The 22,815-nt window shown below is 54.8% G+C and carries 23 protein-coding genes; 12 read left to right on the forward strand and 11 right to left on the reverse strand.

Annotated features, from left to right (window positions below):
• Positions 1–108 precede the first annotated feature (108 nt).
• Together N1689_RS06670 and N1689_RS06675 are read left to right on the forward strand one after the other, a co-directional pair.
• Positions 109–468 carry a hypothetical protein gene (locus tag N1689_RS06670; RefSeq protein ID WP_260058323.1) on the forward strand — a complete coding sequence of 120 codons (360 nt, stop codon included), beginning with the start codon at positions 109–111 and terminating at the stop codon, positions 466–468.
• Positions 469–535: 67 nt separating this feature from the next.
• Positions 536–880: a RidA family protein gene (locus tag N1689_RS06675; RefSeq protein WP_260058324.1), complete on the forward strand. Its 345-nt coding sequence runs from the start codon at positions 536–538 to the stop codon at positions 878–880.
• 12 nt (positions 881–892) lie between these two features.
• Here the strand turns inward: N1689_RS06675 and N1689_RS06680 are convergent, their stop codons facing one another.
• Positions 893–1,087, reverse strand: coding sequence for a YoaH family protein (locus N1689_RS06680; RefSeq protein WP_013358092.1), 195 nt, complete (start codon positions 1,085–1,087; stop codon positions 893–895).
• Positions 1,088–1,197: 110 nt separating this feature from the next.
• Here N1689_RS06680 and pabB point away from each other — a divergent pair, with 110 nt between their 5' ends.
• The 4 genes from pabB (at position 1,198) to N1689_RS06700 (ending at position 6,464) form a co-directional block, all read left to right on the forward strand.
• Positions 1,198–2,577 carry an aminodeoxychorismate synthase component 1 gene (pabB, locus tag N1689_RS06685; RefSeq protein ID WP_222925385.1) on the forward strand — a complete coding sequence of 460 codons (1,380 nt, stop codon included), beginning with the start codon at positions 1,198–1,200 and terminating at the stop codon, positions 2,575–2,577.
• Complete coding sequence (locus tag N1689_RS06690; protein WP_222925384.1) at positions 2,561–3,124, forward strand: CoA pyrophosphatase; 564 nt, start codon at positions 2,561–2,563, stop codon at positions 3,122–3,124. Before pabB ends, N1689_RS06690 begins: the two co-directional genes overlap by 17 nt.
• A gap of 188 nt (positions 3,125–3,312) precedes the next feature.
• Positions 3,313–4,677 (forward strand): L-serine ammonia-lyase, encoded by a 1,365-nt coding sequence (locus N1689_RS06695; RefSeq protein WP_161733053.1) that lies wholly within the window; start codon positions 3,313–3,315, stop codon positions 4,675–4,677.
• 224 nt (positions 4,678–4,901) lie between these two features.
• A complete protein-coding gene (locus N1689_RS06700) occupies positions 4,902–6,464 on the forward strand; it encodes an EAL domain-containing protein (protein ID WP_161733055.1) in 1,563 nt (520 codons plus the stop codon).
• A 133-nt stretch (positions 6,465–6,597) separates the two neighbouring features.
• Here the strand turns inward: N1689_RS06700 and N1689_RS06705 are convergent, their stop codons facing one another.
• Entirely contained in the window at positions 6,598–8,190 is a 1,593-nt protein-coding gene (locus N1689_RS06705) for a TerC family protein (protein ID WP_161733057.1), read from the reverse strand.
• A 509-nt stretch (positions 8,191–8,699) separates the two neighbouring features.
• On the opposite strand from N1689_RS06705, the gene manX reads away from it, so the two are divergent.
• The 4 genes from manX to N1689_RS06725 all read left to right on the forward strand — a co-directional run bounded on the left by manX (position 8,700) and on the right by N1689_RS06725 (position 11,940).
• A complete protein-coding gene (gene manX, locus N1689_RS06710; protein ID WP_222925383.1) occupies positions 8,700–9,662 on the forward strand; it encodes a PTS mannose transporter subunit IIAB in 963 nt (320 codons plus the stop codon).
• Positions 9,663–9,725: 63 nt separating this feature from the next.
• Entirely contained in the window at positions 9,726–10,526 is an 801-nt protein-coding gene (locus tag N1689_RS06715; protein WP_033733019.1) for a PTS mannose/fructose/sorbose transporter subunit IIC, read from the forward strand.
• A 15-nt stretch (positions 10,527–10,541) separates the two neighbouring features.
• Positions 10,542–11,387, forward strand: coding sequence for a PTS mannose transporter subunit IID (locus N1689_RS06720; protein WP_161733061.1), 846 nt, complete (start codon positions 10,542–10,544; stop codon positions 11,385–11,387).
• Between the two features lie 94 nt (positions 11,388–11,481).
• Positions 11,482–11,940: a DUF986 family protein gene (locus tag N1689_RS06725; RefSeq protein WP_161733183.1), complete on the forward strand. Its 459-nt coding sequence runs from the start codon at positions 11,482–11,484 to the stop codon at positions 11,938–11,940.
• On the opposite strand, the gene rlmA is transcribed toward N1689_RS06725, so the two are convergent.
• The 4 genes from rlmA to N1689_RS06745 form a co-directional block, all read right to left on the reverse strand.
• Entirely contained in the window at positions 11,937–12,746 is an 810-nt protein-coding gene (gene rlmA, locus N1689_RS06730) for a 23S rRNA (guanine(745)-N(1))-methyltransferase (RefSeq protein WP_161733063.1), read from the reverse strand. The two genes, N1689_RS06725 and rlmA, sit on opposite strands and share 4 nt — an antisense overlap.
• Positions 12,747–12,883: 137 nt before the next feature.
• Positions 12,884–13,093, reverse strand: coding sequence for a transcription antiterminator/RNA stability regulator CspE (gene cspE, locus N1689_RS06735; RefSeq protein WP_003852684.1), 210 nt, complete (start codon positions 13,091–13,093; stop codon positions 12,884–12,886).
• Between the two features lie 647 nt (positions 13,094–13,740).
• Positions 13,741–14,745, reverse strand: coding sequence for an MBL fold metallo-hydrolase (locus N1689_RS06740; protein WP_161733065.1), 1,005 nt, complete (start codon positions 14,743–14,745; stop codon positions 13,741–13,743).
• Positions 14,746–14,763: 18 nt separating this feature from the next.
• Entirely contained in the window at positions 14,764–15,036 is a 273-nt protein-coding gene (locus tag N1689_RS06745) for a YebO family protein (protein ID WP_150014979.1), read from the reverse strand.
• A 204-nt stretch (positions 15,037–15,240) separates the two neighbouring features.
• Here N1689_RS06745 and N1689_RS06750 point away from each other — a divergent pair, with 204 nt between their 5' ends.
• Positions 15,241–15,477 (forward strand): YobH family protein, encoded by a 237-nt coding sequence (locus N1689_RS06750; RefSeq protein WP_161733067.1) that lies wholly within the window; start codon positions 15,241–15,243, stop codon positions 15,475–15,477.
• A 30-nt stretch (positions 15,478–15,507) separates the two neighbouring features.
• Here N1689_RS06750 and kdgR read toward each other — a convergent pair whose 3' ends face one another.
• The gene (gene kdgR / locus N1689_RS06755; protein WP_222925382.1) at positions 15,508–16,299 is read right to left on the reverse strand and encodes a DNA-binding transcriptional regulator KdgR; all 792 of its coding nucleotides are present in this window, start codon (positions 16,297–16,299) and stop codon (positions 15,508–15,510) included.
• A 187-nt stretch (positions 16,300–16,486) separates the two neighbouring features.
• On the opposite strand from kdgR, the gene N1689_RS06760 reads away from it, so the two are divergent.
• Positions 16,487–17,857 carry an MFS transporter gene (locus N1689_RS06760; protein ID WP_161733071.1) on the forward strand — a complete coding sequence of 457 codons (1,371 nt, stop codon included), beginning with the start codon at positions 16,487–16,489 and terminating at the stop codon, positions 17,855–17,857.
• 340 nt (positions 17,858–18,197) lie between these two features.
• Here the strand turns inward: N1689_RS06760 and htpX are convergent, their stop codons facing one another.
• The 4 genes from htpX to N1689_RS06780 all read right to left on the reverse strand — a co-directional run bounded on the left by htpX (position 18,198) and on the right by N1689_RS06780 (position 22,681).
• Positions 18,198–19,079 (reverse strand): protease HtpX, encoded by an 882-nt coding sequence (htpX, locus tag N1689_RS06765; protein ID WP_161733073.1) that lies wholly within the window; start codon positions 19,077–19,079, stop codon positions 18,198–18,200.
• 244 nt (positions 19,080–19,323) lie between these two features.
• Positions 19,324–21,363, reverse strand: a complete 2,040-nt coding sequence (gene prc, locus N1689_RS06770; protein WP_260058326.1) for a carboxy terminal-processing peptidase — start codon at positions 21,361–21,363, stop codon at positions 19,324–19,326.
• Positions 21,364–21,382: 19 nt separating this feature from the next.
• The gene (gene proQ / locus N1689_RS06775) at positions 21,383–22,084 is read right to left on the reverse strand and encodes an RNA chaperone ProQ (RefSeq protein ID WP_033732888.1); all 702 of its coding nucleotides are present in this window, start codon (positions 22,082–22,084) and stop codon (positions 21,383–21,385) included.
• Between the two features lie 96 nt (positions 22,085–22,180).
• Entirely contained in the window at positions 22,181–22,681 is a 501-nt protein-coding gene (locus tag N1689_RS06780; RefSeq protein WP_161733077.1) for a GAF domain-containing protein, read from the reverse strand.
• Positions 22,682–22,815 lie beyond the last annotated feature (134 nt).

Below are 22,815 nucleotides of genomic sequence, written 5' to 3' on the forward strand. Positions count from 1 at the left end.
GATGTGGCACCCGTAAGCTGACGTGCTGAGACTGGCTTAACATTGTCGTTCAGGCGATGTTATGCAGATGGCCTTAACCCGACTGCCTGACTCAGGCGGAGGCATGTTATGAACTATTACCGCATCGGCTCTCTGGCTGGCGTGCTGCTGCTTTGCGGCTGCCAGGCTCCCACTTCTGATCAGGCTCGTCTGCAGCCACCCGTTTTTCAGGGTCAAAGCACCCGTACCGTCCCTCAGCTCAGCGACTGTATTTATCGTGGCTGGTCAACCACCAGCGTTATTGCCAGAGATAACACCACCCACACCCAGCCGAACGGCAACGAGATCAGCGTCTTTACCTGGGAAGATTCGATTTTTGCGGATATCTCTCCCCACAGAAAAGGGGCAAAGGTAAAATATTTCACGACCTTCCGGATGGCTCCTCAGGTAATAGCGGACAGACAGGCGATTGTGCAACGCTGCCTGTAAGGCGTAAGGCGTGACAGCGATGTCGGGAGTGTGCCAGGCTAATGCGCACTTAACCAGGGAGAAACCGATGAGTATTACCCGCATTGACCCGGAACATCGTATGTCCGAAGCTGTGATCCACAACGACACCATCTATTACACCAGTGTGCCTGAGAATCTGGATGCCGACGCAGAAGCGCAGACCGCCAATGCGCTGGCGGTCATTGACGCGATCCTGATTCGCCTCGGCAGTGATAAAAGTAAGATCCTGGATGCGACGCTGTTTCTGGTGGATAAAGCCGATTTCCCCGCCATGAACCGGGCCTGGGACGCCTGGGTCTCACCGGGTAATGCGCCGGTGCGCTGCACCGTTCAGGCCGGCCTGCTGAATCCAAAGTACAAAATCGAAATTAAAATTATCGCTGCACGTTAACGATGTCGGGTGTTATTCCTCTTCGTTTTCTTCATCTTCGTCGTCGAATAACGCCCGAATCTGTTCGCCCTTGTGATTCTGACGGATTTCCTGCGCCACCTGGGCGATCGCTTCACCGCTCGATAAACCACCCGTCATCAACTCCTGAATACGTTCAACGGCCTGCTGTTGCTGCTCATGTGAGAGAGCCGGTAATCCAATAAACATGTTCTACTCCTGCGTTGGGGCAGACAGTATCCCATGCGGAACTAACAGGTGCCAGTCGGGAAAAAATATGTCAGTCTGACCGCCTCTTTGCTTTCTGATTTATCTGCCTGATGATTGTTGAAACCCTCACGCTTGATTATACCCCGGATGCGCTGACACAGCGTTTTGCCACCCTTGCCCATCTGCCGTGGGCGATGCTGCTCTCCTCCGCGCAGGCCAGCCACAGCGACAACCGCTTCGACATTCTGACCGCCGATCCCCGCGTCACCCTGGTGACCCGCGGGCCGATCACGACCATCAGCGACACGACCGGCACCACCGAATCGACCGCGGATCCCTTGCTGCTGGTGCAGCAGCAGTGTGATGCGCTGGGCATCAGACCCACAGCCAGTGAGGCTTTGCCGTTTCAGGGCGGTGCGCTGGGCCTGTTTGGTTATGACCTGGGCCGCCGGTTTGAGTCACTGCCCCAAAAAGCCACAGCCGATCTCACCACGCCGGACATGGCGGTGGGGATCTATGACTGGGCCTTGATTGCCGATCATCATCAGCAAACCCTGACGCTGGTGGCGTTGAAGAACGCTGAAGCGCGCGCCGCCTGGCTGGCGCAGTGGCCCGCGCGTGAAATCGTGCCCTTTTCACTGACCAGCCGCTGGCGCTCCAATCTGAGCTATGCCGATTACGCCGCACGCTTTGCCGCGGTTCAGGCCTATATTCAGGCCGGTGACTGTTATCAGGTTAACCTGGCGCAGCGTTTTCAGGCCGGTTATCAGGGTGATGAGTGGCAGGCGTTTACTCTGCTTAACGCGGCTAACCGGGCGCCGTTCAGCGCGTTTCTGCGCCTGCCGGAAAGTGCGATTCTCAGCCTGTCGCCGGAGCGCTTTCTGTCGCTGAATCAAAACCAGATTGAAACCCGACCGATTAAAGGTACCCGGCCACGCTGTGCCGATCCGATTGCCGATGCGCAACAGGCTGAGGCACTGCGCCATGCGGAGAAAGATCGGGCTGAAAACCTGATGATTGTCGATTTGCTGCGCAACGATATTGGCCGCGTGGCGCAGCCCGGCTCGGTCACGGTGCCTGAACTGTTTGTGGTTGAACCCTTCCCCGCCGTCCATCATCTGGTGAGCACGGTGCGCGCACAGTTGCCTGACACCCTGCAGGCCACCGATCTGCTGCGCGCCTGTTTTCCGGGCGGCTCGATAACCGGTGCGCCCAAAATTCGGGCGATGGAGATTATTGATGAGCTGGAGCCGCAGCGGCGCAATGCCTGGTGCGGCAGTATCGGCTATCTCAGCCTGTGTGGCCGGATGGACACCAGTATCACGATCCGCACGCTGATCGCCGAAGGCCAACAGCTTTACTGTGCCGCGGGTGGCGGCCTGGTAGCAGACAGCGATGCTGAAGCGGAATATCAGGAAACGCTCGATAAAGTCAGCCGGATTTTACCGGCACTGGAACAGACAGGAGGTTCAGTTGGCACTGACGCTTGAGGTTTTTCGCAGCCGTTTTCTGCTTCAGCAGCCGGCCCGCAGCACGCAGCATCTCTCCGGACGTCATGCCGCGGTGCTGGTGCCGATTATAGCCCGCCATGAACCGGGGCTTTTGTTGACGCAGCGCTCGCACGCCCTGCGCAAACACGCCGGACAGGTCGCCTTTCCCGGCGGGATGCAGGATGACACCGACGCCTCGCTGATCGCCACCGCCCTGCGTGAAGCGCAGGAAGAGGTCGGTATCGATCCACATCAGGTCGAGATATTAGGCGCGCTGCCCGCTGTCACCAGCAGCACCGGCTTTCAGGTGACACCCGTGCTGGGCATTATTCCGGCCGACCTGCGCTTAACGATTAATCCGGATGAGGTGAGCAGTGCCTTCGAGATGCCACTGGCCGAGGCTTTGCAGCTCAGCCGCTACAGCGCGCTGGAGGTGCATCGGGCGGGTGTACGCCATCCGGTCTGGCTGTCGCGCTATCAGGATTATCTGGTGTGGGGCATGACAGCAGGAATTATCCGTTCACTGAGTACGCAGATCGCCTTCTGAGACCTTTCTTCCTCTTTTTTATTCCCTTCCAGCCCATCAGCGACCTGCCGGGCTGCGCTATAATTTTTTCTATCTGTTTTGATAAGTTTATTTCATGCGAAAAGCTGCTCTTTTCCGGTGCATGACCATTACTATGGGCGCCATAAACTGCCCCGGCAGACTGAGAATAAATGTGAGGAGTGTCACCTGTGATTAGTGTTTTCGACATGTTCAAAGTGGGCATTGGCCCCTCGAGTTCGCATACTGTCGGCCCGATGAAAGCGGGTAAACAATTTGTGGATTTGCTGTGCGAACAGGAAAAGCTGCAGGAGGTCACCCGGATCGCCGTGGATGTTTACGGTTCTCTGTCTCTGACCGGTAAAGGCCACCACACGGATATCGCCATTATTATGGGTCTGGCGGGCGAATCGCCGGACACGGTGGATATCGATGCGATCCCCGCTTTCATTAAAGATGTCGAACAGCGTGAGCGACTGCTGCTGGCGAAAGGCGCGCATGAAGTCGATTTCCCGCGTGAAGGCGGCATGGTGTTCCGCAGTGAGAACCTCTCATTGCATGAAAATGGCCTGCGCCTGCTGGCATTCGCGGGCGACCTGCTGATCCTGTCGAAAACCTATTACTCTGTGGGCGGCGGATTTATTGTGGATGAAGAGCACTTCGGTCAGTCGGCACTGGATGAAGTCTCTGTGCCCTGGCCGTTCCACTCCGCCAAAGATCTGCTGGCGCACTGCCGCGAAACCGGTCTGTCGCTGTCGGGTCTGGTGATGAAAAATGAGCTGGCACTGCATAGCCGCGACGAGATTCATGCCTATTTCACCCACATCTGGCAGACCATGCAGGCCTGTATTGATCGCGGTCTGAATACTGAAGGCGTGTTGCCCGGACCGCTGCGCGTACCCCGTCGAGCCGCCTCCCTGCGTCGCCTGCTGACCTCCTCCACCAAGCACTCCAGCGATCCGATGATTGTTATCGACTGGATCAATATGTATGCCCTGGCGGTCAACGAAGAGAACGCCGCGGGTGGCCGTGTGGTGACCGCGCCGACGAACGGTGCCTGCGGTATCGTGCCTGCAGTGCTGGCTTACTACGATCACTTTATCGAGCCGGTGACGCCCGATATTTTCCTGCGCTATTTCCTCGCCTCTGGCGCTATAGGCGTGCTGTACAAAATGAACGCCTCTATTTCAGGCGCGGAAGTGGGCTGCCAGGGTGAAGTGGGTGTCGCCTGTTCGATGGCGGCCGCTGGTCTGGCAGAGCTGCTGGGCGGTAGCCCGGAGCAGGTGTGCGTCGCCGCTGAAATCGGCATGGAGCATAACCTTGGACTGACCTGTGACCCCGTGGCCGGTCAGGTTCAGGTTCCCTGCATTGAACGTAATGCTATCGCCTCGGTAAAAGCCATTAACGCGGCGCGTATGGCACTCCGTCGCACCAGTGAACCCCGCGTCTCGCTGGATAAGGTTATTGAGACCATGTATGAGACCGGCAAGGATATGAACGCGAAATACCGTGAAACTTCCCGTGGCGGTCTGGCGATTAAAGTTCAGTGTGACTAAGCGAAACGTTTAATCGTTTAAATAACATGCAAACGTAATAAAATCCGCATCCTGCGCTATCTCAGCGCAGGTTTAAACGGTAGAGTGTTTTCCGCGCAGCCGTCCGGTCTGCGCAGCTTTCCAGACCCGCTTTTCTGCATTCCGGCCTCAATATTGATCTGGCCGTGCCGATACTAACCCCGTATTTTTTGCTTTTTTCTGGCTTTTTGGGAAGGTGGATACTGATGTTTATGGCCCAGCAATTTGTTGGACAATTCAGGCGCAAGCGTTTGCTGATCGCCCTGTCAATCGCCACCGTAATGCTGATATTAACGCTGGCCTTTCGCTATATCGAAGAGAAGTCACGTATTGAACAGCAGGCGATGGCTTTTGCCGACAAAGCGATTATGCGGTTTGACAGGATGTTTTCACCGCTGGAGGTTTCAGCCAATAATACGCTGGGGCTGGTAGGCGTTCCCTGTCAGGACGTGCGTTTTCCGCTCGTCGAAAAAATTTCATCACTGCAGACGGTTCGTGCCATTCTACTGGTCGAAAACGACATGCTTTACTGCTCCAGTATTTACGGCTCGCGCAATATCCCTTTCAGCCAGACTTATCCTGACCTTGCCTTCAACAGCCAGCGTATGACCCTGTCAACCGACCAGTATCTGCTGAAAGGCTCGCCGGTCTTACTGCTATGGACGCCAAAAAGTCTGGATAACCGGTCGGGAATATTGCAGGTCATCAACATTGAAATGATGAGCAATTATCTGCTGGAACCCCAACTGCCCTGGGTGGAACGCGCCGTGTTTAACGTCAATGGTGAGAGCCTGGAATATGGCAATCCGCTGATACAGCCAACGGTGCCGGCAGATGACGAAGTGAGCTACGAGCAGGGCTCGCTGCGCTACCCGTTTACCCTTACCCTCTATGGCCCTTCGCCGACACGGCTGGCGCTGGCGACACTTCCCTCACAGTTGCCGCTGGCGCTGCTGCTGAGCCTGCTGATGGGCTATATTATCTGGCTTGCGACGGCAAATCGCATGAGCCTTAGCTGGCAAATCAGTTATGGCATCACGGCCCGTGAGTTTATGGTCTATTGTCAGCCGCTGATCAACAGCAAAAGCGGCGGGTGTGACGGGATAGAATTACTGCTGCGCTGGCATAACGCCCGACAGGGCTGGATCGCACCGGATGTCTTTATTCCGCTGGCCGAGCGCCAGAACCTGATCAAGCCGCTGACGCGCTTTGTGCTGAACGAGGTAGTAAGGCATCTGCCTCAGTTGCCCAATGATCCCGCCTTTCATATCGCCATCAATGTGGCCGCCAGTCATTTCCGCGACCGCGCCATTCTGGAAGATTTGCAGAACCTGTGGTGGCCTGCCAGTCCGGTGCCGCAACTGGTGGTGGAACTCACTGAACGGGATGCCCTGCCGGTCGTCGATCAGTCGGTGATTGCACAACTGCACGACATTGGCGTCCGGCTGGCGATTGATGACTTTGGCACCGGTCACAGCTCGCTCTCCTACCTGAAAGATTTACAGCCAGACGTGCTCAAAATCGACAAGATTTTCACAGCGGCCATCGGTACGGATGCCATTAACGCCACGGTAACGGATATGGTGATTTCGCTGGCCCAGCGCCTGAATATCAGTCTGGTCGCCGAAGGGGTAGAGACGGCTGAACAGGCAGCTTATCTGCGCGAACGCGGTGTGGATCATCTGCAGGGCTACTATTTTGCCCGCCCGATGCCGCTGGAAGATTTTCCAGCCTGGCTGACGCTGCATCAGGCTGATACGCACCGTTAACTGCCGCGTCAGCGCCGTTCCGCCCTTATACGACTTCCCCACAAAAAAACAGCCGCGGCGTTTCAGCAGCGGCTGTCAGAGAGATTCAGCGCGGCCGGTAATACCGGCAGCGCCTCAGCAACAACGGGAAGCGTTAACCCTCTTCCTCTTCGTCATGCGGTTTATCTTTGGTGACACGCACCAGATCGATACGGTAATCCGTCGCTTCGATAATCTGGAAGTGCAGCGGCGTAATATCAATCACCTCGCCAGGAAGCGGTAACTGCCCTTTCTGTTCAATCAGCAGGCCCGCCAGCGAGGCGTGATCTTCTGTCGGATCGACCAGCTCATGGAAGTCGAGTAACTGCTGCAGCGAGTGCAGATCGGTTCCGCCTTTCACTAACCAGCCATCGCCATCTGCAACAATATCAGGCGTTTCGTCTTCATCCGGGAATTCACCCGCAATCGCTTCCAGCACGTCCAGCGGCGTAATCAAACCCTGCACCACGCCAAACTCATTGGTGACGATCACGAAGCTGCCTTTAGCACGACGCAGCACGCCAAGCAGGTTGATCGGATCCAGCGTCTCCGGCACCACAATGGTCGGTGTATTCGCCGCGAAGGTCGCCACATCAACACCCTGCTCCAGCGCCACCAGCAGCTCTTTGGCGCGCACCACGCCAACAATTTCATCCAGTTCACCCCGGCAGACCGGGAACAGGCTGTGAGGCGTATCCAGCAGCTGACCGCGAATCTCATCCACCGGACGATTCGCATCGACCCAGGAGATATCACCGCGCGGCGTCATAATGCTGCGAATCGAGCGGGAAGCCAGGGTCAGCACACCATTAATCATGTAACGCTCTTCATCTTTAAACGCTTCCTGCGGCATCGCTTCCGTCAGCGCAGACTCTTCACTGGTGCTGGTGTTACCGCTGCTATTGCCATTGCTGGATGCCAGCGCACGATTACGGCCGCCCATCAGGCGCAGAATGGCCTCTGCGGTACGCTCACGCATTGGACGATTTGACTGATGGCGAATAAAGTTACGACGTGCAATCTGGTTGAACAGCTCAATCAGAATTGAGAAGCCAATCGCCGCATAGAGGTAGCCTTTAGGAATATGGAAACCAAAGCCTTCTGCCACCAGCGACAGACCGATCATTAACAGGAAGCTCAGACAGAGCACCACTACGGTCGGATGCGCGTTAACAAAGTTGGTTAACGGTTTAGACGCCAGCAGCATCACCCCCATGGCAATCACCACGGCGGTCATCATCACCGGCAGGTGATTCACCATACCTACGGCGGTAATCACCGCATCCAGCGAGAAGACCGCGTCCAGCACCACAATCTGCAGCACCACTGCCCAGAAACTGGCGTATCCGCGATTTGCGGAACCATCAAGCTGACGGTTCTCCAGCCTCTCGTGTAGCTCCATGGTCGCTTTAAACAACAGAAAGAAACCACCGAACAGCAGGATTAAATCTCGTCCGGAAAAGCTGAAACCGCCTACGCTGAAGAGAGGCGTTGTCAGCGTGACGATCCAGGAGATCAGCGACAGCAAACCCAGCCGCATCACCAGCGCCAGCGACAGGCCGATCAGGCGTGCTTTATCACGCTGCTTTGGCGGCAGTTTGTCGGCCAGGATGGCAATAAACACCAGGTTATCGATACCCAGTACGATTTCCAGCACGATAAGCGTCAGTAAACCCGCCCAGATTGAGGGGTCGAATAAAAATTCCATTATTTATGACTCCAGAACAGGGAACAGATCGAGCCGGTGCCTGTCAGCGCAGCGAAGCGTGACATCCGGGTAGTCGGGAAAGCGGTGAAAACGCCGTGAGGCGAAGGGTGACGCGCCAGCAGGCGCAAAGAACAGATTAAGCGACGTCGGTGACGATCCATAAAGGTGGGCTGAAGCCCGTTACTCCTGAGCAATAAACAGAACGTTAATGTATCAGGTCGGCAAATTGCGTCAAAAAATTTTCTTATTTTTACAATCTCTGTAAGGGATGATCGGGCGCATAAAAAAGGTAAAGCGCCACTTCACGGGGTGAATAGCTGACGGACATCACATAATTTATTTTTTCGATCACTAAAATAAATCGCGACTTTACCGCCTTGATGAAGTTAACCCCTGTTTTTTCGACGCTATATCAGAAAGTCGAATGACCGGGTTAAACGTATAATCAAAACATGTCTCAATACAGTTCATTTACTCAGATGAGCATCTCTAGCGAACGGAGGTAGCACGTGACCATTGCGATTGTAATTGGTACACACGGCTGGGCAGCGGAACAACTGCTGAAAACAGCAGAAATGCTCTTAGGCGAGCAGGAGAATATCGGCTGGATAGATTTTGTCCCCGGTGAAAATGCAGAAACGCTGATTGAAAAATATCAGGCACGACTGGCAGAACTGGATACCAGTAAAGGGGTTCTTTTTCTGGTCGATACCTGGGGCGGCAGCCCGTTCAATGCGGCCAGCCGCATTGTTGTCGACAAGCCACACTATGAGGTTATTGCCGGGGTCAATATTCCGATGCTGGTTGAAACGCTGATGGCGCGCGATGACGATCCCGGATTTGACGAACTGGTCGCCGTGGCGGTGGAGACCGGTCGTGAAGGGGTCAAAGCCCTGAAAGCCAAAGAAGAAGCACCGACACCGGCTGCTGAGAAACCGGCCGCGGCGGCGCAACCAGCTAAGCCGATGGCCCCCGGGGATCACATGAAGATCGGGCTGGCGCGCATTGATGATCGTCTGATTCATGGGCAGGTCGCGACGCGCTGGACTAAAGAGACAAACGTTCAGCGTATTATTGTGGTCAGCGATGAAGTGGCCAACGATCATGTGCGCAAAACCCTGTTGACGCAGGTCGCGCCGCCCGGCGTGACGGCTCATGTGGTGGATGTCGACAAAATGGTCCGGGTATGGAACAACCCGAAGTATGGTCAGGATCGCGTCATGCTGCTGTTTACCAACCCTACCGATGTCCTGCGCGTAGTTGAACAGGGTGTCGATATTAAAACGGTCAACATCGGTGGTATGGCGTTCCGCCAGGGGAAAACCCAGGTCAATAATGCGGTCTCGGTTGATGAGAAAGATATTGCCGCATTCCGCAAACTCAATGAACGTAATATTGAACTGGAAGTGCGTAAAGTTTCCAGCGATCAAAAACTGAAAATGATGGATCTGATTGCGAAAGTAAACGCGTAACAGAAGCACTTCTGCGCCTGCGTTTCCGGGCTCCTGATTAACCTGCTGAGGACAAGAAGTATGATGGAAATAACCTCGCTACAAATTATTTTGATTTTTATTGTCGCCTGTATTGCCGGTATGGGGTCAATTCTGGATGAGTTCCAGTTTCACCGTCCGCTTGTCGCCTGTACGCTGATTGGTATCGTACTGGGTGATATGAAAACCGGTATTATCATCGGCGGTACGCTGGAGATGATTGCGCTGGGCTGGATGAACATCGGTGCAGCGGTTGCTCCTGATGCCGCCCTCGCCTCTATCATCTCGACAATCCTGGTCATCGCTGGTGGTCAGAGTGTGGGTGCCGGTATCGCGCTGGCGATTCCGCTGGCTGCAGCCGGACAGGTGCTGACCATTATCGTGCGTACGCTGACCGTGGCCTTCCAGCACGCGGCTGATAAAGCCGCCGAGAAAGGCAATCTTACGGCCATCTCCTGGATTCATGTCTCTGCCCTGCTGTTACAGGCAATGCGTATCGCCATCCCGGCGCTGATTGTGGCGATTTCTGTCGGCACCAGTGCCGTTCATGCGTTGCTGAGTTCTATTCCTGAAGTGGTCACCAATGGCCTGAATATCGCCGGTGGCATGATTGTGGTGGTCGGTTACGCGATGGTCATCAACATGATGCGCGCAGGCTATCTGATGCCGTTCTTCTACCTCGGCTTTGTAACCGCAGCGTTCACCAACTTTAACCTGGTGGCGCTGGGCGTGATTGGCGTGGTTATGGCAGTGCTCTATATTCAGCTCAGCCCGAAATACAACCGTGTGGCGGGAGCACCCACAGGTGCTGCAACCGCAAACGATCTTGATAACGAACTCGATTAAGGAACAGGTGATCACATGGTTGATATGACGAAAGTTGAAAAGAAACTGACCCCCGGTGATGTCCGCGCCGTCTTTCTGCGCTCTAACCTTTTCCAGGGTTCATGGAACTTTGAGCGTATGCAGGCGCTGGGCTTCTGCTTCTCAATGGTGCCGGTCATCCGCCGTCTCTATCCTGAGAATAACGATGAGCGCAGGCAGGCGATAAAACGTCATCTGGAGTTTTTCAATACCCATCCCTATGTCGCCGCACCGGTACTGGGCGTCACCATGGCGATGGAAGAGCAGCGTGCCAACGGCGCACCTATCGACGACGGTGCGATTAACGGCCTGAAAGTCGGGCTGATGGGACCGCTGGCCGGTGTTGGCGACCCGATCTTCTGGGGTACGGTACGTCCGGTGTTTGCCGCACTGGGTGCCGGTATCGCCATGAGCGGCAGTCTGCTGGGTCCCCTGCTGTTCTTTATACTGTTTAACCTGGCTCGTCTGCTGACCCGCTACTACGGCGTGGCGTATGGCTATCGCAAAGGGATCGACATCGTTAGCGACATGGGCGGCGGTTTTCTGCAGAAGCTCACGGAGGGCGCCTCGATTCTGGGGCTGTTTGTCATGGGGGCGCTGGTCAACAAGTGGACGCACGTCAACATCCCGCTGGTGGTGTCGCGCATCACTGACTCTACCGGCAAAACCACTGTTACCACGGTACAGTCGATCCTCGATCAGCTGATGCCAGGCATTGTGCCACTGCTGCTGACCTTTGGGTGTATGTGGCTGTTACGCCGTAAAGTGAATGCGCTATGGATTATCGTCGGCTTCTTTGCCATCGGTATCTTTGGTTACTGGATCGGCCTGCTCGGTCTGTAATTTCATCCTGCCGGGAGCCTCTGCTCCCGGCTTTTAAGCGTGGTGAGCTGAGCCACAACCGGCTGAGCTCACCCTGTTTGAGGTAGAAGAAGTGATGTCTTTAACTGACGCGTTGATTGCGTGTTGTGTCGCCGTCCTGATGGGATTTGCCGTTTACCATGAGGCTATTCTGCCACGTCGGCACGGGCCGACCCGCCTACGGGTAACACTGCGCAGGCAGCATAAACTCGACAGTCTGATTTTCATCGGCCTGCTGCTGATTTTGCTGTGGAACAATGTCAGTCATCATGGCCCGCAGCTCACCACCTCACTGCTGATGGTGCTGAGTTTTATGGCGTTCTGGCTCTTCTGGCTGCGCAAACCCACGCTGCTGATGAAGAATGAGGGATTGTTTTACGCCGGCGTCTGGATCGATTACCGGCGGATTCAGGGCATGAATCTTTCTGAGGATGGCATTCTGGTCATTCAGCTGGAACAGCGCCGTCTGCTGATTGCCGTGCAGCAGCTCGACGACCTGGAGCGCATCTACAATACGCTGGTCGACGCGCGCTAGTCGCGCTGCCACATTGTCAGGGTAAAATCCGCATCGCAACCGAACAGCTCACTCTGCTGCAGCGTTTGCCAGACGTCTTCACGTGCCCGCCAGGCAAAAGGCGTCATCTGCAGCAGGGTTGTGGCGGCTGCGCCGGTTAATGCCATCGGGTAGCGCAGGGCATGCTGCGCTACCTGCCGGAAGCCGGGATAATCTTTCTGCTCTGGCACATGCAGCTGCACTTCGCGGTAAATCAGCGCTTTGAACTGTTGCAGATGGTGCGGGCCTGGGGTAACCGTCAGCACCAGGCCACCCGGCTTCAGCACACGGGCCAGTTCCGCTTCGTTGCAGGGTGCGTAGATGCGTACAATCGCATCCAGTGAGTGATCGGCAAAGGGTAAGCGCTGGCTGGAGGCGACGCAGAAGCGCACCGCAGGGTAACGCTTTGCTGCCAGCCGGATGGCCATTCGGGCGACATCCAGCCCATAAATCTGGGCCTCTTCGCCTGCCGCCTCTGCCAGTGCTGCGGTGTAGTACCCTTCACCGCAGCCGATATCCAGGATTTTACACTCTGGCTGATTCAGCACCGGCGCAAGCAGGTTGACTACCTGCTCACGCAGCGGCTGATAATAGCCTGCCTCAAGAAATTCCCGTCGTGCCTGCATCATCTCTGCACTGTCACCCGGTTCACGTGACCGTTTATGCTGAACGGGCAGCAGATTGACATACCCTTCTTTTGCCTGATCGAACTGATGGCGGTTTTCGCAGCACCAGCTGCGGTCGGTAAAGGTCAATGGAGAGTGACAAAGAGGGCAAGTCAGGGACATCAGGTGCTCCGGCATCAGATAACGCGGCGCAGTGTAACCTTAACGTTTCCGCATCGGAAGCATAAAGAAAGCCCCGGCTGTAGAGCCAGGGCTTTAAGATTCCGTGTCAGGGTGCAATGCACCGAGGCGGAGTCGAATCAGATAGCAGTGACGTTAACAGCTGCCGGGCCTTTCTGGCCGTCCTGAATTTCGAACTCAACGCTCTGGCCTTCAGCCAGGGTTTTAAAACCGTTGCCCTGAATAGCAGAGAAGTGTACGAACACATCTTTGCTGCCGTCAGCAGGAGTGATAAAACCAAAACCTTTAGACTCGTTGAACCACTTAACCTGACCTTTAATCTTTGCCATTTTGCAAATTCCTTTAGATGTTTATTTAGCCCGAAAGCTGTCTTACAGAAAAACCAGAGACATTACTGCATGAGGCACTAATTAAGGTTCGGCAAGGAAGCGGTATTCAACGTCAACGTCTTTACTCGTACTTCTTTACTGAAGATGCCATGCATAAACAGAACTGTACCTCGTTTAACCCACGAATTGTTATCACATATCCCAAAAATAATGGCAAGCCATTTTTAAAGCCCTGACGCGCCTGCGCACATATTTGCCAGAAGGCTCACATTGCCTGTTCCGCGGGGTCTACAAATGTGTCTGAGAATAAAGTCCATGCGCGGCCAGCGCGCGCTCCTGCCTGTGTTGCCAGGCATAACCCGATGGATACCATAAGAAATTAATATTTCACAAATATGGCAATGGCGAAATGAATAAGCGAAGCGGTAACGGTTGTAGATATCCAAAATCTGGCGTCAATCCTGTACAGCGCCTTTTATTTCGTACAAATAACGCTTTTTTTGCACCAAAAGCAGGAGCCAGCCATTAGCCTTGCTCCAAATAAAAGCAGGGATGCGGATTTTACTTATTAAGAATTTAACTTTCGATTTGAAAAATTGATGTCTGATAAAAACCTCCGTCTTTTATTTACACCGGAGGCTTTAGGATTATTCCTGGCTGCAATTATTCAGACTGCGACCTTCGCCTATTCGCCAGGGGGCGAAGCGGCCATTATGTTCGTCTGCCCGCTGTAGCGCATTCGCCAGTTCCTGTGGTGGCGCATCCAGCGACTCATCGGCCAGTTCAAACACGCCCCAGTGAATAGGCAGCGTCAATGGCCTGCCTGCTGCCTGCCATAACGCCACCGCCTGATCGGGATCCATGTGCTGGCTTGCCATGAACCATTTAGGTGCATACGCGCCAATCGGTAACGCAGTCACGCTGAACGGGCCAAGCCGGGCCGGAATCTCCTGCAGGCGGTCACTGTAGCCACTGTCGCCAGAAAACCAGAAACGCAGTGAGGCAGAGCGTACGACCCAACCGCACCAGAGTGAACGGTTGCGATCGCATGGGGTTCGCATACTCCAGTGACGGGCTGGCACCGCATCAAAACAGAGATTACCGAGCGTTACCTGCTGCCACCAATCGAGCTGGTGCACCTGATTTACGCCCTGCGCTCTGCACCATTTCGCCAGTCCCAGCGGCACAATAAAGGTCGCCTGCGGAAAATGCCGGATAATCGCTTTAACCGTCGGTTTATCCAGATGATCGTAATGGTTGTGTGAAATCAGCACGACATCAAGCCGTGGCAGATCAGCGATGCTGATGGGTGCGGGTGTTTTACGCTGTGGCCCCGCAAACGCCAGCGGCGAGGCGCGTGAGCCGAGTGCCGGATCGATCAGGATATATTGTCCCTTAAGCCGTAACAGTACGGCAGCATGTCCAAGCCACCAGATACGATCGTCACTGCCGCTGATATCCGCGGGCTGCCACCATTGCCTGGTGAACGCCGCATAACCCTGCTGTGGGGGTATTGGTAGCCCCAGTGCTTTGCGCTCCCTGCGCCAGCGTTTCAGGTCACCCGGCCTGCGCTGCTCCGGTTCAGGATTACGAAATCCCTCTGGCGTGTGATGCGTTTTGCTGCTGTCATACCACGGATTTTTCCAGGCCATTCCGTCTCTCTGGTGTGATTAACGTTCCGGGATTAACCGGATAAAGTCGCGCTTTTCCCGATCGTCTTCGGTTTTTTTACTTTCTGCCCCAGGCTGCATCTCAATCAGACGGCGCAGCAGCTGATTCTGTTTCTTCTGCTCTTCAAGTAAGGATTCCAGTAAACGGATCTGCTCACCCGCGCGCACGCTGGCCCGGTTTACAAAGAACCAGGCGATAAACGCCACAATCAAAATAATGACCAGCAGACCATAGCTGACCAGGGGGCCCGAATTTGCGGCTAACTCATTCATAACTGCCTCGTAAAACTCAGTGGAAATTAAACAACCGCTCATTCTACCTGTAGCCATCGCAAAAGATAATGGGAGATACATCAATGCAGAATTTGCCGTTTCAGTTATCTCTGATCGATCCCGTCAGAAAAGCGAGGCATGCTGGTATCATCATAACCGGCAGCACCAGGTGGCGCGCTGAGTTATCTTTCACAAGGAGACACAATGAAACTGTTTATTCGCACAATAGGCCTGCTGGCGGTGATCTGGCTGGCAATGCTGTTTACCGGCTATGGCGTGTTAACCGGCAGTACTAAAAATGCCGCCGGACTTGGCCTGCAGTGCAGCTATCTTACCGCTCGCGGCGTCATCAACGCGCAGTATCTGCATACTGACAGCGGTGTGGTGGGCGTGACGGATTGTCCGTTGCTGAAGAAAAGCGGAGAAGTGATCGATAACTAGTGATAAAGCGGGCCGGATGGCCCGCTTTGTTCAGAATGGGTAGTCGTGATAGCCCATTTCTGCTGAGAGCGTGCGGGCCGCCCGATGCAACATCGCCACATAATCCTGGCGGGCATCTTCTGAAAAACGAATGGTGGGAAATGAGATACTGAGTCCCGCAATCACTACGCCAAACCGATCAAACACTGGCACGGCAAGGCAGCGTAGCCCCTCTTCCTGCTCTTCATTATCTTCGCCATAACCCTGCACTCTGACCTGATCCAGCGTCGTGATCAACGCCTCCGCGCTCAGCAGCGTATTGGCCGTGCTGCGTTTGAACTCCACATCCCGCAGAATTTCCTCAACATCGCTGCGATCGCGCCAGGCGAGCAGGACTTTACCAATTGCGGTGGTATGCAGCGGGTTGCGGCGGCCAATGCGCGAATACATGCGCAGATTGTAAAGCGAGTCGATTTTATGGATGTAGACAATACTGTCCTCTTCCAGCGCCCCAAGGTGAATCGTCTCTTTGGTCAGACGCGACAGCTCGCGCATCTGCACATCCGCGCTGCGGATTAAATCGACGTTCTGTAGCGCTTTGGCACCCAGTTCAAACAGCTTCAGCGTCAGTGAATACTTCTCGCTTTCACCTTCCTGCGTGACATAGCCCAGCGACTTCATGGTCTGCAGAAAACGGTAGACGGTGCTTTTTGACATCATCACGCGCTGCGCAAGCTCGGTAATACCGTGATCGCGCTCTTCACCCAGCGCCTGCAAAATGCCAAATACTTTAAGCACTGAAGAGACGGAATCGGGCTGTTTATCATTTTCAGCAGAGGACATCGCGCACCTTGTTAAATCTGTTTCAAAAAAAATGGAACGGACTGTCAGTATAGAGTGACGCACAGGTCGGCAGCAATGCTTTAACCATTGAGTCATATTTTAAGACAGTTTTTTATTCGTCCGGACGCTGCTTTTCCGCGCTTATTTCATTAGCATGATGATATTCACCCTCTTTAGTAATTAACTTATGACACGCTCTCCTCCTCAGGATGGATTACCCACGCGTCAGCGCTATATGGCCATCGTTACCATTGCGCTGGGCCTGACCATGGCGGTGTTAGACGGCGCGATTGCCAATGTCGCGTTACCGACCATATCGCGTGAGCTGAATGCCAGCCCGGCGCAGTCGATCTGGATTGTGAATGCTTATCAGATTGCGATTATCGTCTCGCTGCTGTCGCTCTCGTTTCTGGGCGATATGCTGGGCTACCGCCGCGTCTACCAGGCAGGCCTGGCACTGTTTATTGCGACATCATTGTTCTGCGCCTTTTCGACCACGCTAACCATGCTGACCTTTGCCCGTGTGCTGCAGGGCCTGGGCGGCGCGGCGCTGATGAGTGTGAATACCGCGCTGATACGCATTATCTATCCACAGCGGTATCTGGGACGCGGTATGGCGATCAACTCGCTGGTGGTGGCGGTGTCAACTGCGGCAGGGCCGACGGTAGCGGCAGCAATACTCTCGGTCGCCAGCTGGAAATGGCTGTTTCTGATTAATGTTCCGCTGGGTGCCATTGCGCTCTGGCTGGCGCTGCGAACGCTGCCTGATAACCCGCAGAAAGCCACAACACAAAAATTCGATGTGCCCAGCGCGATCATGAATGCCCTGTTCTTTGGTCTGATCATCTCCGCGCTGAGCGGCTTTGCTCAGGGACAGAGTCATCTGCTGGTGCTCTCCGAGGTCATTGCGCTGCTGGTCATTGGCTGGTTCTTTATTCGTCGTCAGCTCAACATGGCGGTGCCGCTGCTGCCGGTTGATCTGCTGCGTATCCCGATTTTCAGCCTGTCGATGGGGACGTCGGTCTGTTCGTTCTGCGCCCAGATGCTGGCGATGGTTTCACTGCCCTTCTTTCTGCAGAACGTCCTGCAGCGTAATGAGGTGGCAACCGGTCTGTTGCTGACGCCCTGGCCGCTGGCAACGATGGTATTTGCGCCGATTGCCGGCCGCCTGATTGAACGGGTGCATGCCGGGCTGTTGGGTGGAATTGGACTGGCGATGTTCGCGCTGGGACTGTTCCTGCTCGCGTGGCTGCCGGTAAATCCGGATGATGGCGATATTATCTGGCGCATGATGCTGTGCGGTGCCGGTTTCGGGCTGTTCCAGTCACCCAACAACCACACGATTGTCACCTCCGCGCCACGTAATCGCAGTGGCGGTGCCAGCGGCATGCTGGGTACTGCGCGCCTGCTGGGACAGAGTATGGGTGCCGCGCTGGTCGCACTGATGTTTAATCTGTTTAATGAACGTGGGACGCACGTTTCGCTGCTGCTGGCGGGCAGCTTTGCCGCCGTGGCCGCACTGGTCAGTGTGTCGCGGATGACGCAGACCCGCGCCTGATGGCAGAAACAGAAAAGGCGACCCACCTGGCAGAGGGTGAGCCGATTCGCTGTCAGGCCGGGCCTTCACAGGGAACCCGGTCAGCTCGGAAAGACTTCTGTCATCCATGACGGTCGTCCCGCACCATTGCGCACCTCATCCCTGAGGTGCGACCGTAAACGGTCCAACGGTTGCGTTGTTTAAAAACGCTCCCGGCGTTTTTGTCCTGGCGCGGGACGCTTTCCTCCTCTGCCCGGGTTCCCTGCATGTTGAGCTAAGATATTGCTGTCAGAGGCAGTCTGATTATGGTTTCTAAACAGAAAAGGCGACCCGCGGGTCGCCTTTTTTGCTCTGCTTAACGCTACTTCAGATACTGACCGCTGCGCAGTGCTTCAATACGCTTATCTAACGGCGGATGCGACATAAACAGCTCGCTGAATGATTTACCTTTACCGTTGATACAGAATGCCAGCATGCTGCTCGGCTCCTGTGGTTCGTAGCTGGTTTTCAGGCGCTGCAACGCCGCAATCATCTTCTCACGACCGACCAGCTTCGCTGAACCGGCATCGGCGTGGAACTCACGATGACGCGAGAACCACATGGTGATGATGCTGGCAAGAATACCAAATACCAGCTCCAGCACCATCGACACCGCAAAGTAGACCAACGGATTGCCGTTGCTGCTCTCTTCGCCATCACGGTTGCCGGACATAAAGCCCGCCGCAATCTGTGCCAGAATACGTGAAACGAAAATCACGAAGGTGTTCACCACACCCTGGATCAGCGTCATGGTGATCATGTCACCGTTGGCGATGTGCGACACTTCGTGCGCCAGCACCGCTTCCGCCTCATCACGGCTCATGTTCTGCAACAGACCGGTTGAGACAGCCACCAGTGAGGCGTTACGACGCGCACCAGTCGCAAAGGCATTGATATCAGGTGCGTGATAGATCGCGACCTGTGGCATCGCAATGCCCGCCTGTTGGGCCTGACGGCCAATGGTATCCACCAGCCAGCGCTCGGTTTCATTGCGTGGCTGTTCAATCACTTCACCGCCAACCGAACGCAGCGCCATCCACTTCGACATCAGCAGTGAAACAAACGCACCGCCGAAGCCAAACAGGCCTGCCATGATCATCAGGCCCTGAACACTGCTTGACTGGATCCCTGTCAGGCTGAGAATCAGCCCGAATACCAACATCACAGCCAGGTTGGTCATCAGGAAAAGAGCAATACGCATCATTTTTGTTAATCTTCCTCAGTAGTTCACGCGCCTATACGCGGATACATATCCTATGAGCATTGGGCGGCTTTTCAAGCGACCTTAACGTTTAAGTGCCTAAAAAGACATAACTTTACATTCTGACACGCCTGATGAGTAGCCCAGCCTTCAGGCACCTTCACCAGCGCTAATCATTGCTTACTGGAAACTTTTCTGAGTACAAAAAAAAGCACCGCTGAGCGGTGCTTTTTCTGGCAATAGCGGATTATTTCGCCGCTGGCGCCTCTGGCTGGGATTTCTCCAGTTGCGCAAGATCGTTCGCGATCTTCACCGTCTCGTCGAGATAGGGATCCGGCTCTTTATAATCTTTCGGCAGCTCATCCAGGTTTTTCAGCGGTTTTTTGCCTTCGGCCTGATAGCGCGCGTTGATTCGTTCCAGTCGTGACGCATCATCTTCGTGGTTCTCTTTCTCGCGCTGAGCAAGATTGAGTGACACGATGTTGCGCTTATCTTTCAGAGCATTGTAACGGGCAATGTCCTTCATGATGTACTGGAACTCGCGATCCTGAGCGATACGGTCCGCATGCTGCTTCGTCAGCTGCGCAACCAGCGGTTTAACATCACCGGTTTTGGTATAGGTTGCCGCTTTGATGCTGTCCCACGGCAGCGCGTTATCTTCAAATTTCTCACCGGTTTCAGCCGCTTCAACGCCGGTTGGCATCAGCAGATCCGGCGTGACGCCTTTACGCTGTGTACTGCCGCCGTTAATGCGATAGAACTTCTGGATCGTATAAGAAACGGAGCCTAACGCTGGCCATTCCGGACGCAGCATCTGATCGTAAATGCGGTTCAGCGAGCGATACTGCTGAACGGTGCCTTTACCAAAGGTTGGCTCGCCGACAATCACTGCACGACCATAGTCCTGCATCGCAGCAGCAAAGATCTCAGAGGCGGAGGCGCTGAAGCGATCGACCAGCACCACCAGCGGACCTTTGTAGTAGACCACGCCGTCGTTATCACTGTCTTCACGCACCCGACCATTATTGTCGCGAACCTGCACCACCGGACCACTCGGGATAAACAGGCCGGAAAGCGAGACCGCTTCGGTTAGCGCACCACCGCCGTTGGTACGGAGATCGATCACGACGCTATCGACGTTCTGTTTCTGCAGTTTCTGCAGCTGTACTTTCACGTCGTCGGTGAGGCCGACATAGAAACCAGGAATATCGAGCACGCCCACTTTCTGCTTGCCGACATTTTTGATGGTCAGTTTAACCGCGCGATCTTCAAGACGGATTTTCTCACGCGTCAGCGTCACAGTACGGGTTTTAGTACCCTTACCGGCGGGCAGAACTTCCAGGCGCACTTTGCTGCCCTTGGGTCCTTTAATTTTTGCCACGACATCATCCAGACGCCAGCCAATCACATCTTCCATCGGCTTGCCTGGCTGACCAACACCGACGATGCGATCGCCAACGGTAATGGCTTTGCTCTTCGCGGCCGGGCCACCTGCGACCATCGAGTTGATCACGGTATAGTCGTCATCCATCTGCAGTACCGCACCGATGCCTTCCAGTGACAGGCTCATCTCCGTGTTGAACTGCTCAGTGTTACGCGGCGACAGATAGCTGGTGTGCGGATCGATTTCGCGGGCGAACGCGTTCATCACCAGCTGGAAAACGTCTTCACCGTTGCTCTGGGCCAGACGACGGATAGCAAAGTTGTAACGCTTGGTCAGAACGTCGCGGATCTCGTTATCCTCTTTGCCCGCCAGCTTCAGACTCAGCTGGTCATATTTGACCTTGGCATCCCAGAGCGCATTGAGTTCAGCCTGATCTTTCGGCCAGGGCGCTTTGGCGCGGTCAATGTCGATTGTGTCATTGCCGCTGAAATTCATCGGACGTGCCAGCACCGTCAGCGCATACTGATAGCGCTCAAAACGGCGTTTCTGCGCCAGATTATAAATATCGTAAAAGAGATCCAGCTTGCCACTGCGCAGCTCATCGCCGACGGTGGTTTTTTTGCTGGCAAACTGCGCCACATCTGACGCCAGCAGCACATTGTGGCTGTAGTCGAGCATGTTCAGGTAGCGATCAAAAATTTTCGCTGAAAAGTTCTGATCCAGATCGAACTGGCGGTAGTGGGAACGGGTAAAGCGCGAGGTGACGCGCTCACTGACCGTCGGATCCTGCGGGTCTTCGTGAAGCTGGGGAATCTGATCGGCGCGGGTAATATTCTCTGCGCCGAAGGTTGGGCCTGCTAAGAGCAGGCCCGCAATAAGTCCAACTTTAAAAAGGGTGTTCATGCCGGGGTTAGCCTCCGTTTCAGAACTGCAAGTGTTCTGCGCGCACAATCATTGCCATGCCGGAAGCGAGCTGGACCCGAACGCCGTCTTTTGATACTTCAAGAACGGTAGCGTCCATCGCACTTTTGCCTGCTTTAACTTTAATACTCTGGCCGGGTTGCAAAGTTGAGGTATCAGTGATGGGTCGGGCTTCCTGCTCCGGACGTGGGGCTGGCTTGCGATGCTGTGAGGCGGTCGCACGCGGTGCAGTCGTCTGCGGACGTGGTTTACGCGCAGCATCGCCTTCTGCAGGCTTACGTGGCGCGGGCTTGCGTGGACGACGCGGTGCCGCGCCCTCTTCGCTTTCACCCGCTTCACGACGTGCAGCACGCTGCTGGTCACGCTGCGCCTGGACGCGTGCTTTCGCTTCTTCCAGTTGCTTACGTGCATGCTCAACGTGTTGCTCATCCAGCACGCCACAGGCGTTACCGTCGAGATCGACACGAATCGCACCGGCTTTGATGCCGTACAGATAACGCCAGCTTGACGTATAGAGACGCAGCGCGGAACGCAGCTGTGTTTTGCTCAGACCCATTTCGCCCTGAACACGCTCGACCAGATCCTGAAAGATACCGATTTTGAGCGGACGCGCTTCACCTTCAGCGCTAAAGCAGTGCGGAAAGCGCTCCGCCAGAAAAGTGATGACTTCTTTACTGCTATTCAACTTAGGTTGATTTTCCATGAAATTTCCTGATTACAACGGGTTTGCCGACCAGCGCAGGCATGAACAGGCGACATTATAATGACAACATCGCTAAATGCCATGTGATCCAGTCGATTAGCTGCGCGTCAGCTGCAGATATTTTTCTAAGTCGCTGTTCGCAAGCACTTCACAAAGCCCATCAGTCAGTTTGACCAGCCCCGATTCGTCGTCGCTGTCAAAGCGATTGTACTCCACGCTATCGATGTCCAGCACCCCAACCACAGTGCCATTCACTTTCAGAGGAATCACAATCTCAGCATTACTGGCAGCGTCACAGGCGATGTGGCCCGGGAAAGCATGCACATCATCGACTCGTTGCACTTTTTCTTCTGCCAGCGCCGTGCCACACACACCTTTACCGACCGGAATGCGCACACAGGCGATTTTCCCCTGGAACGGGCCAAGCACCAGCGTATCGGCTTCCGTAAGCAGATAGAAACCTGCCCAGTTCACGCCATCGAGACGTTCGTACAGCAGCGCGCTAAAGTTTCCCATTGCGGCGAGGAACGCCGTTTCTCCCGCCAGCAAGGCGCGCATATCGCGATTCAAATCGGCGTAAAAGGCAGTTTTGTTCATTATTTAACCGTTACCAATGACATCTGAACGGGGCAATAGAGACCGTTCGTTAAAAATAAGTTTTAAATATCCAGAGCCACAAGGTGAATCATAGCGTTAGTTGCTATACCCTTAGCATTCTGTGGATCGAAGCG

The sequence above is a fragment of the Pantoea sp. XY16 genome (assembly GCF_025153065.1).
Taxonomy (GTDB): domain Bacteria; phylum Pseudomonadota; class Gammaproteobacteria; order Enterobacterales; family Enterobacteriaceae; genus Pantoea; species Pantoea alfalfae.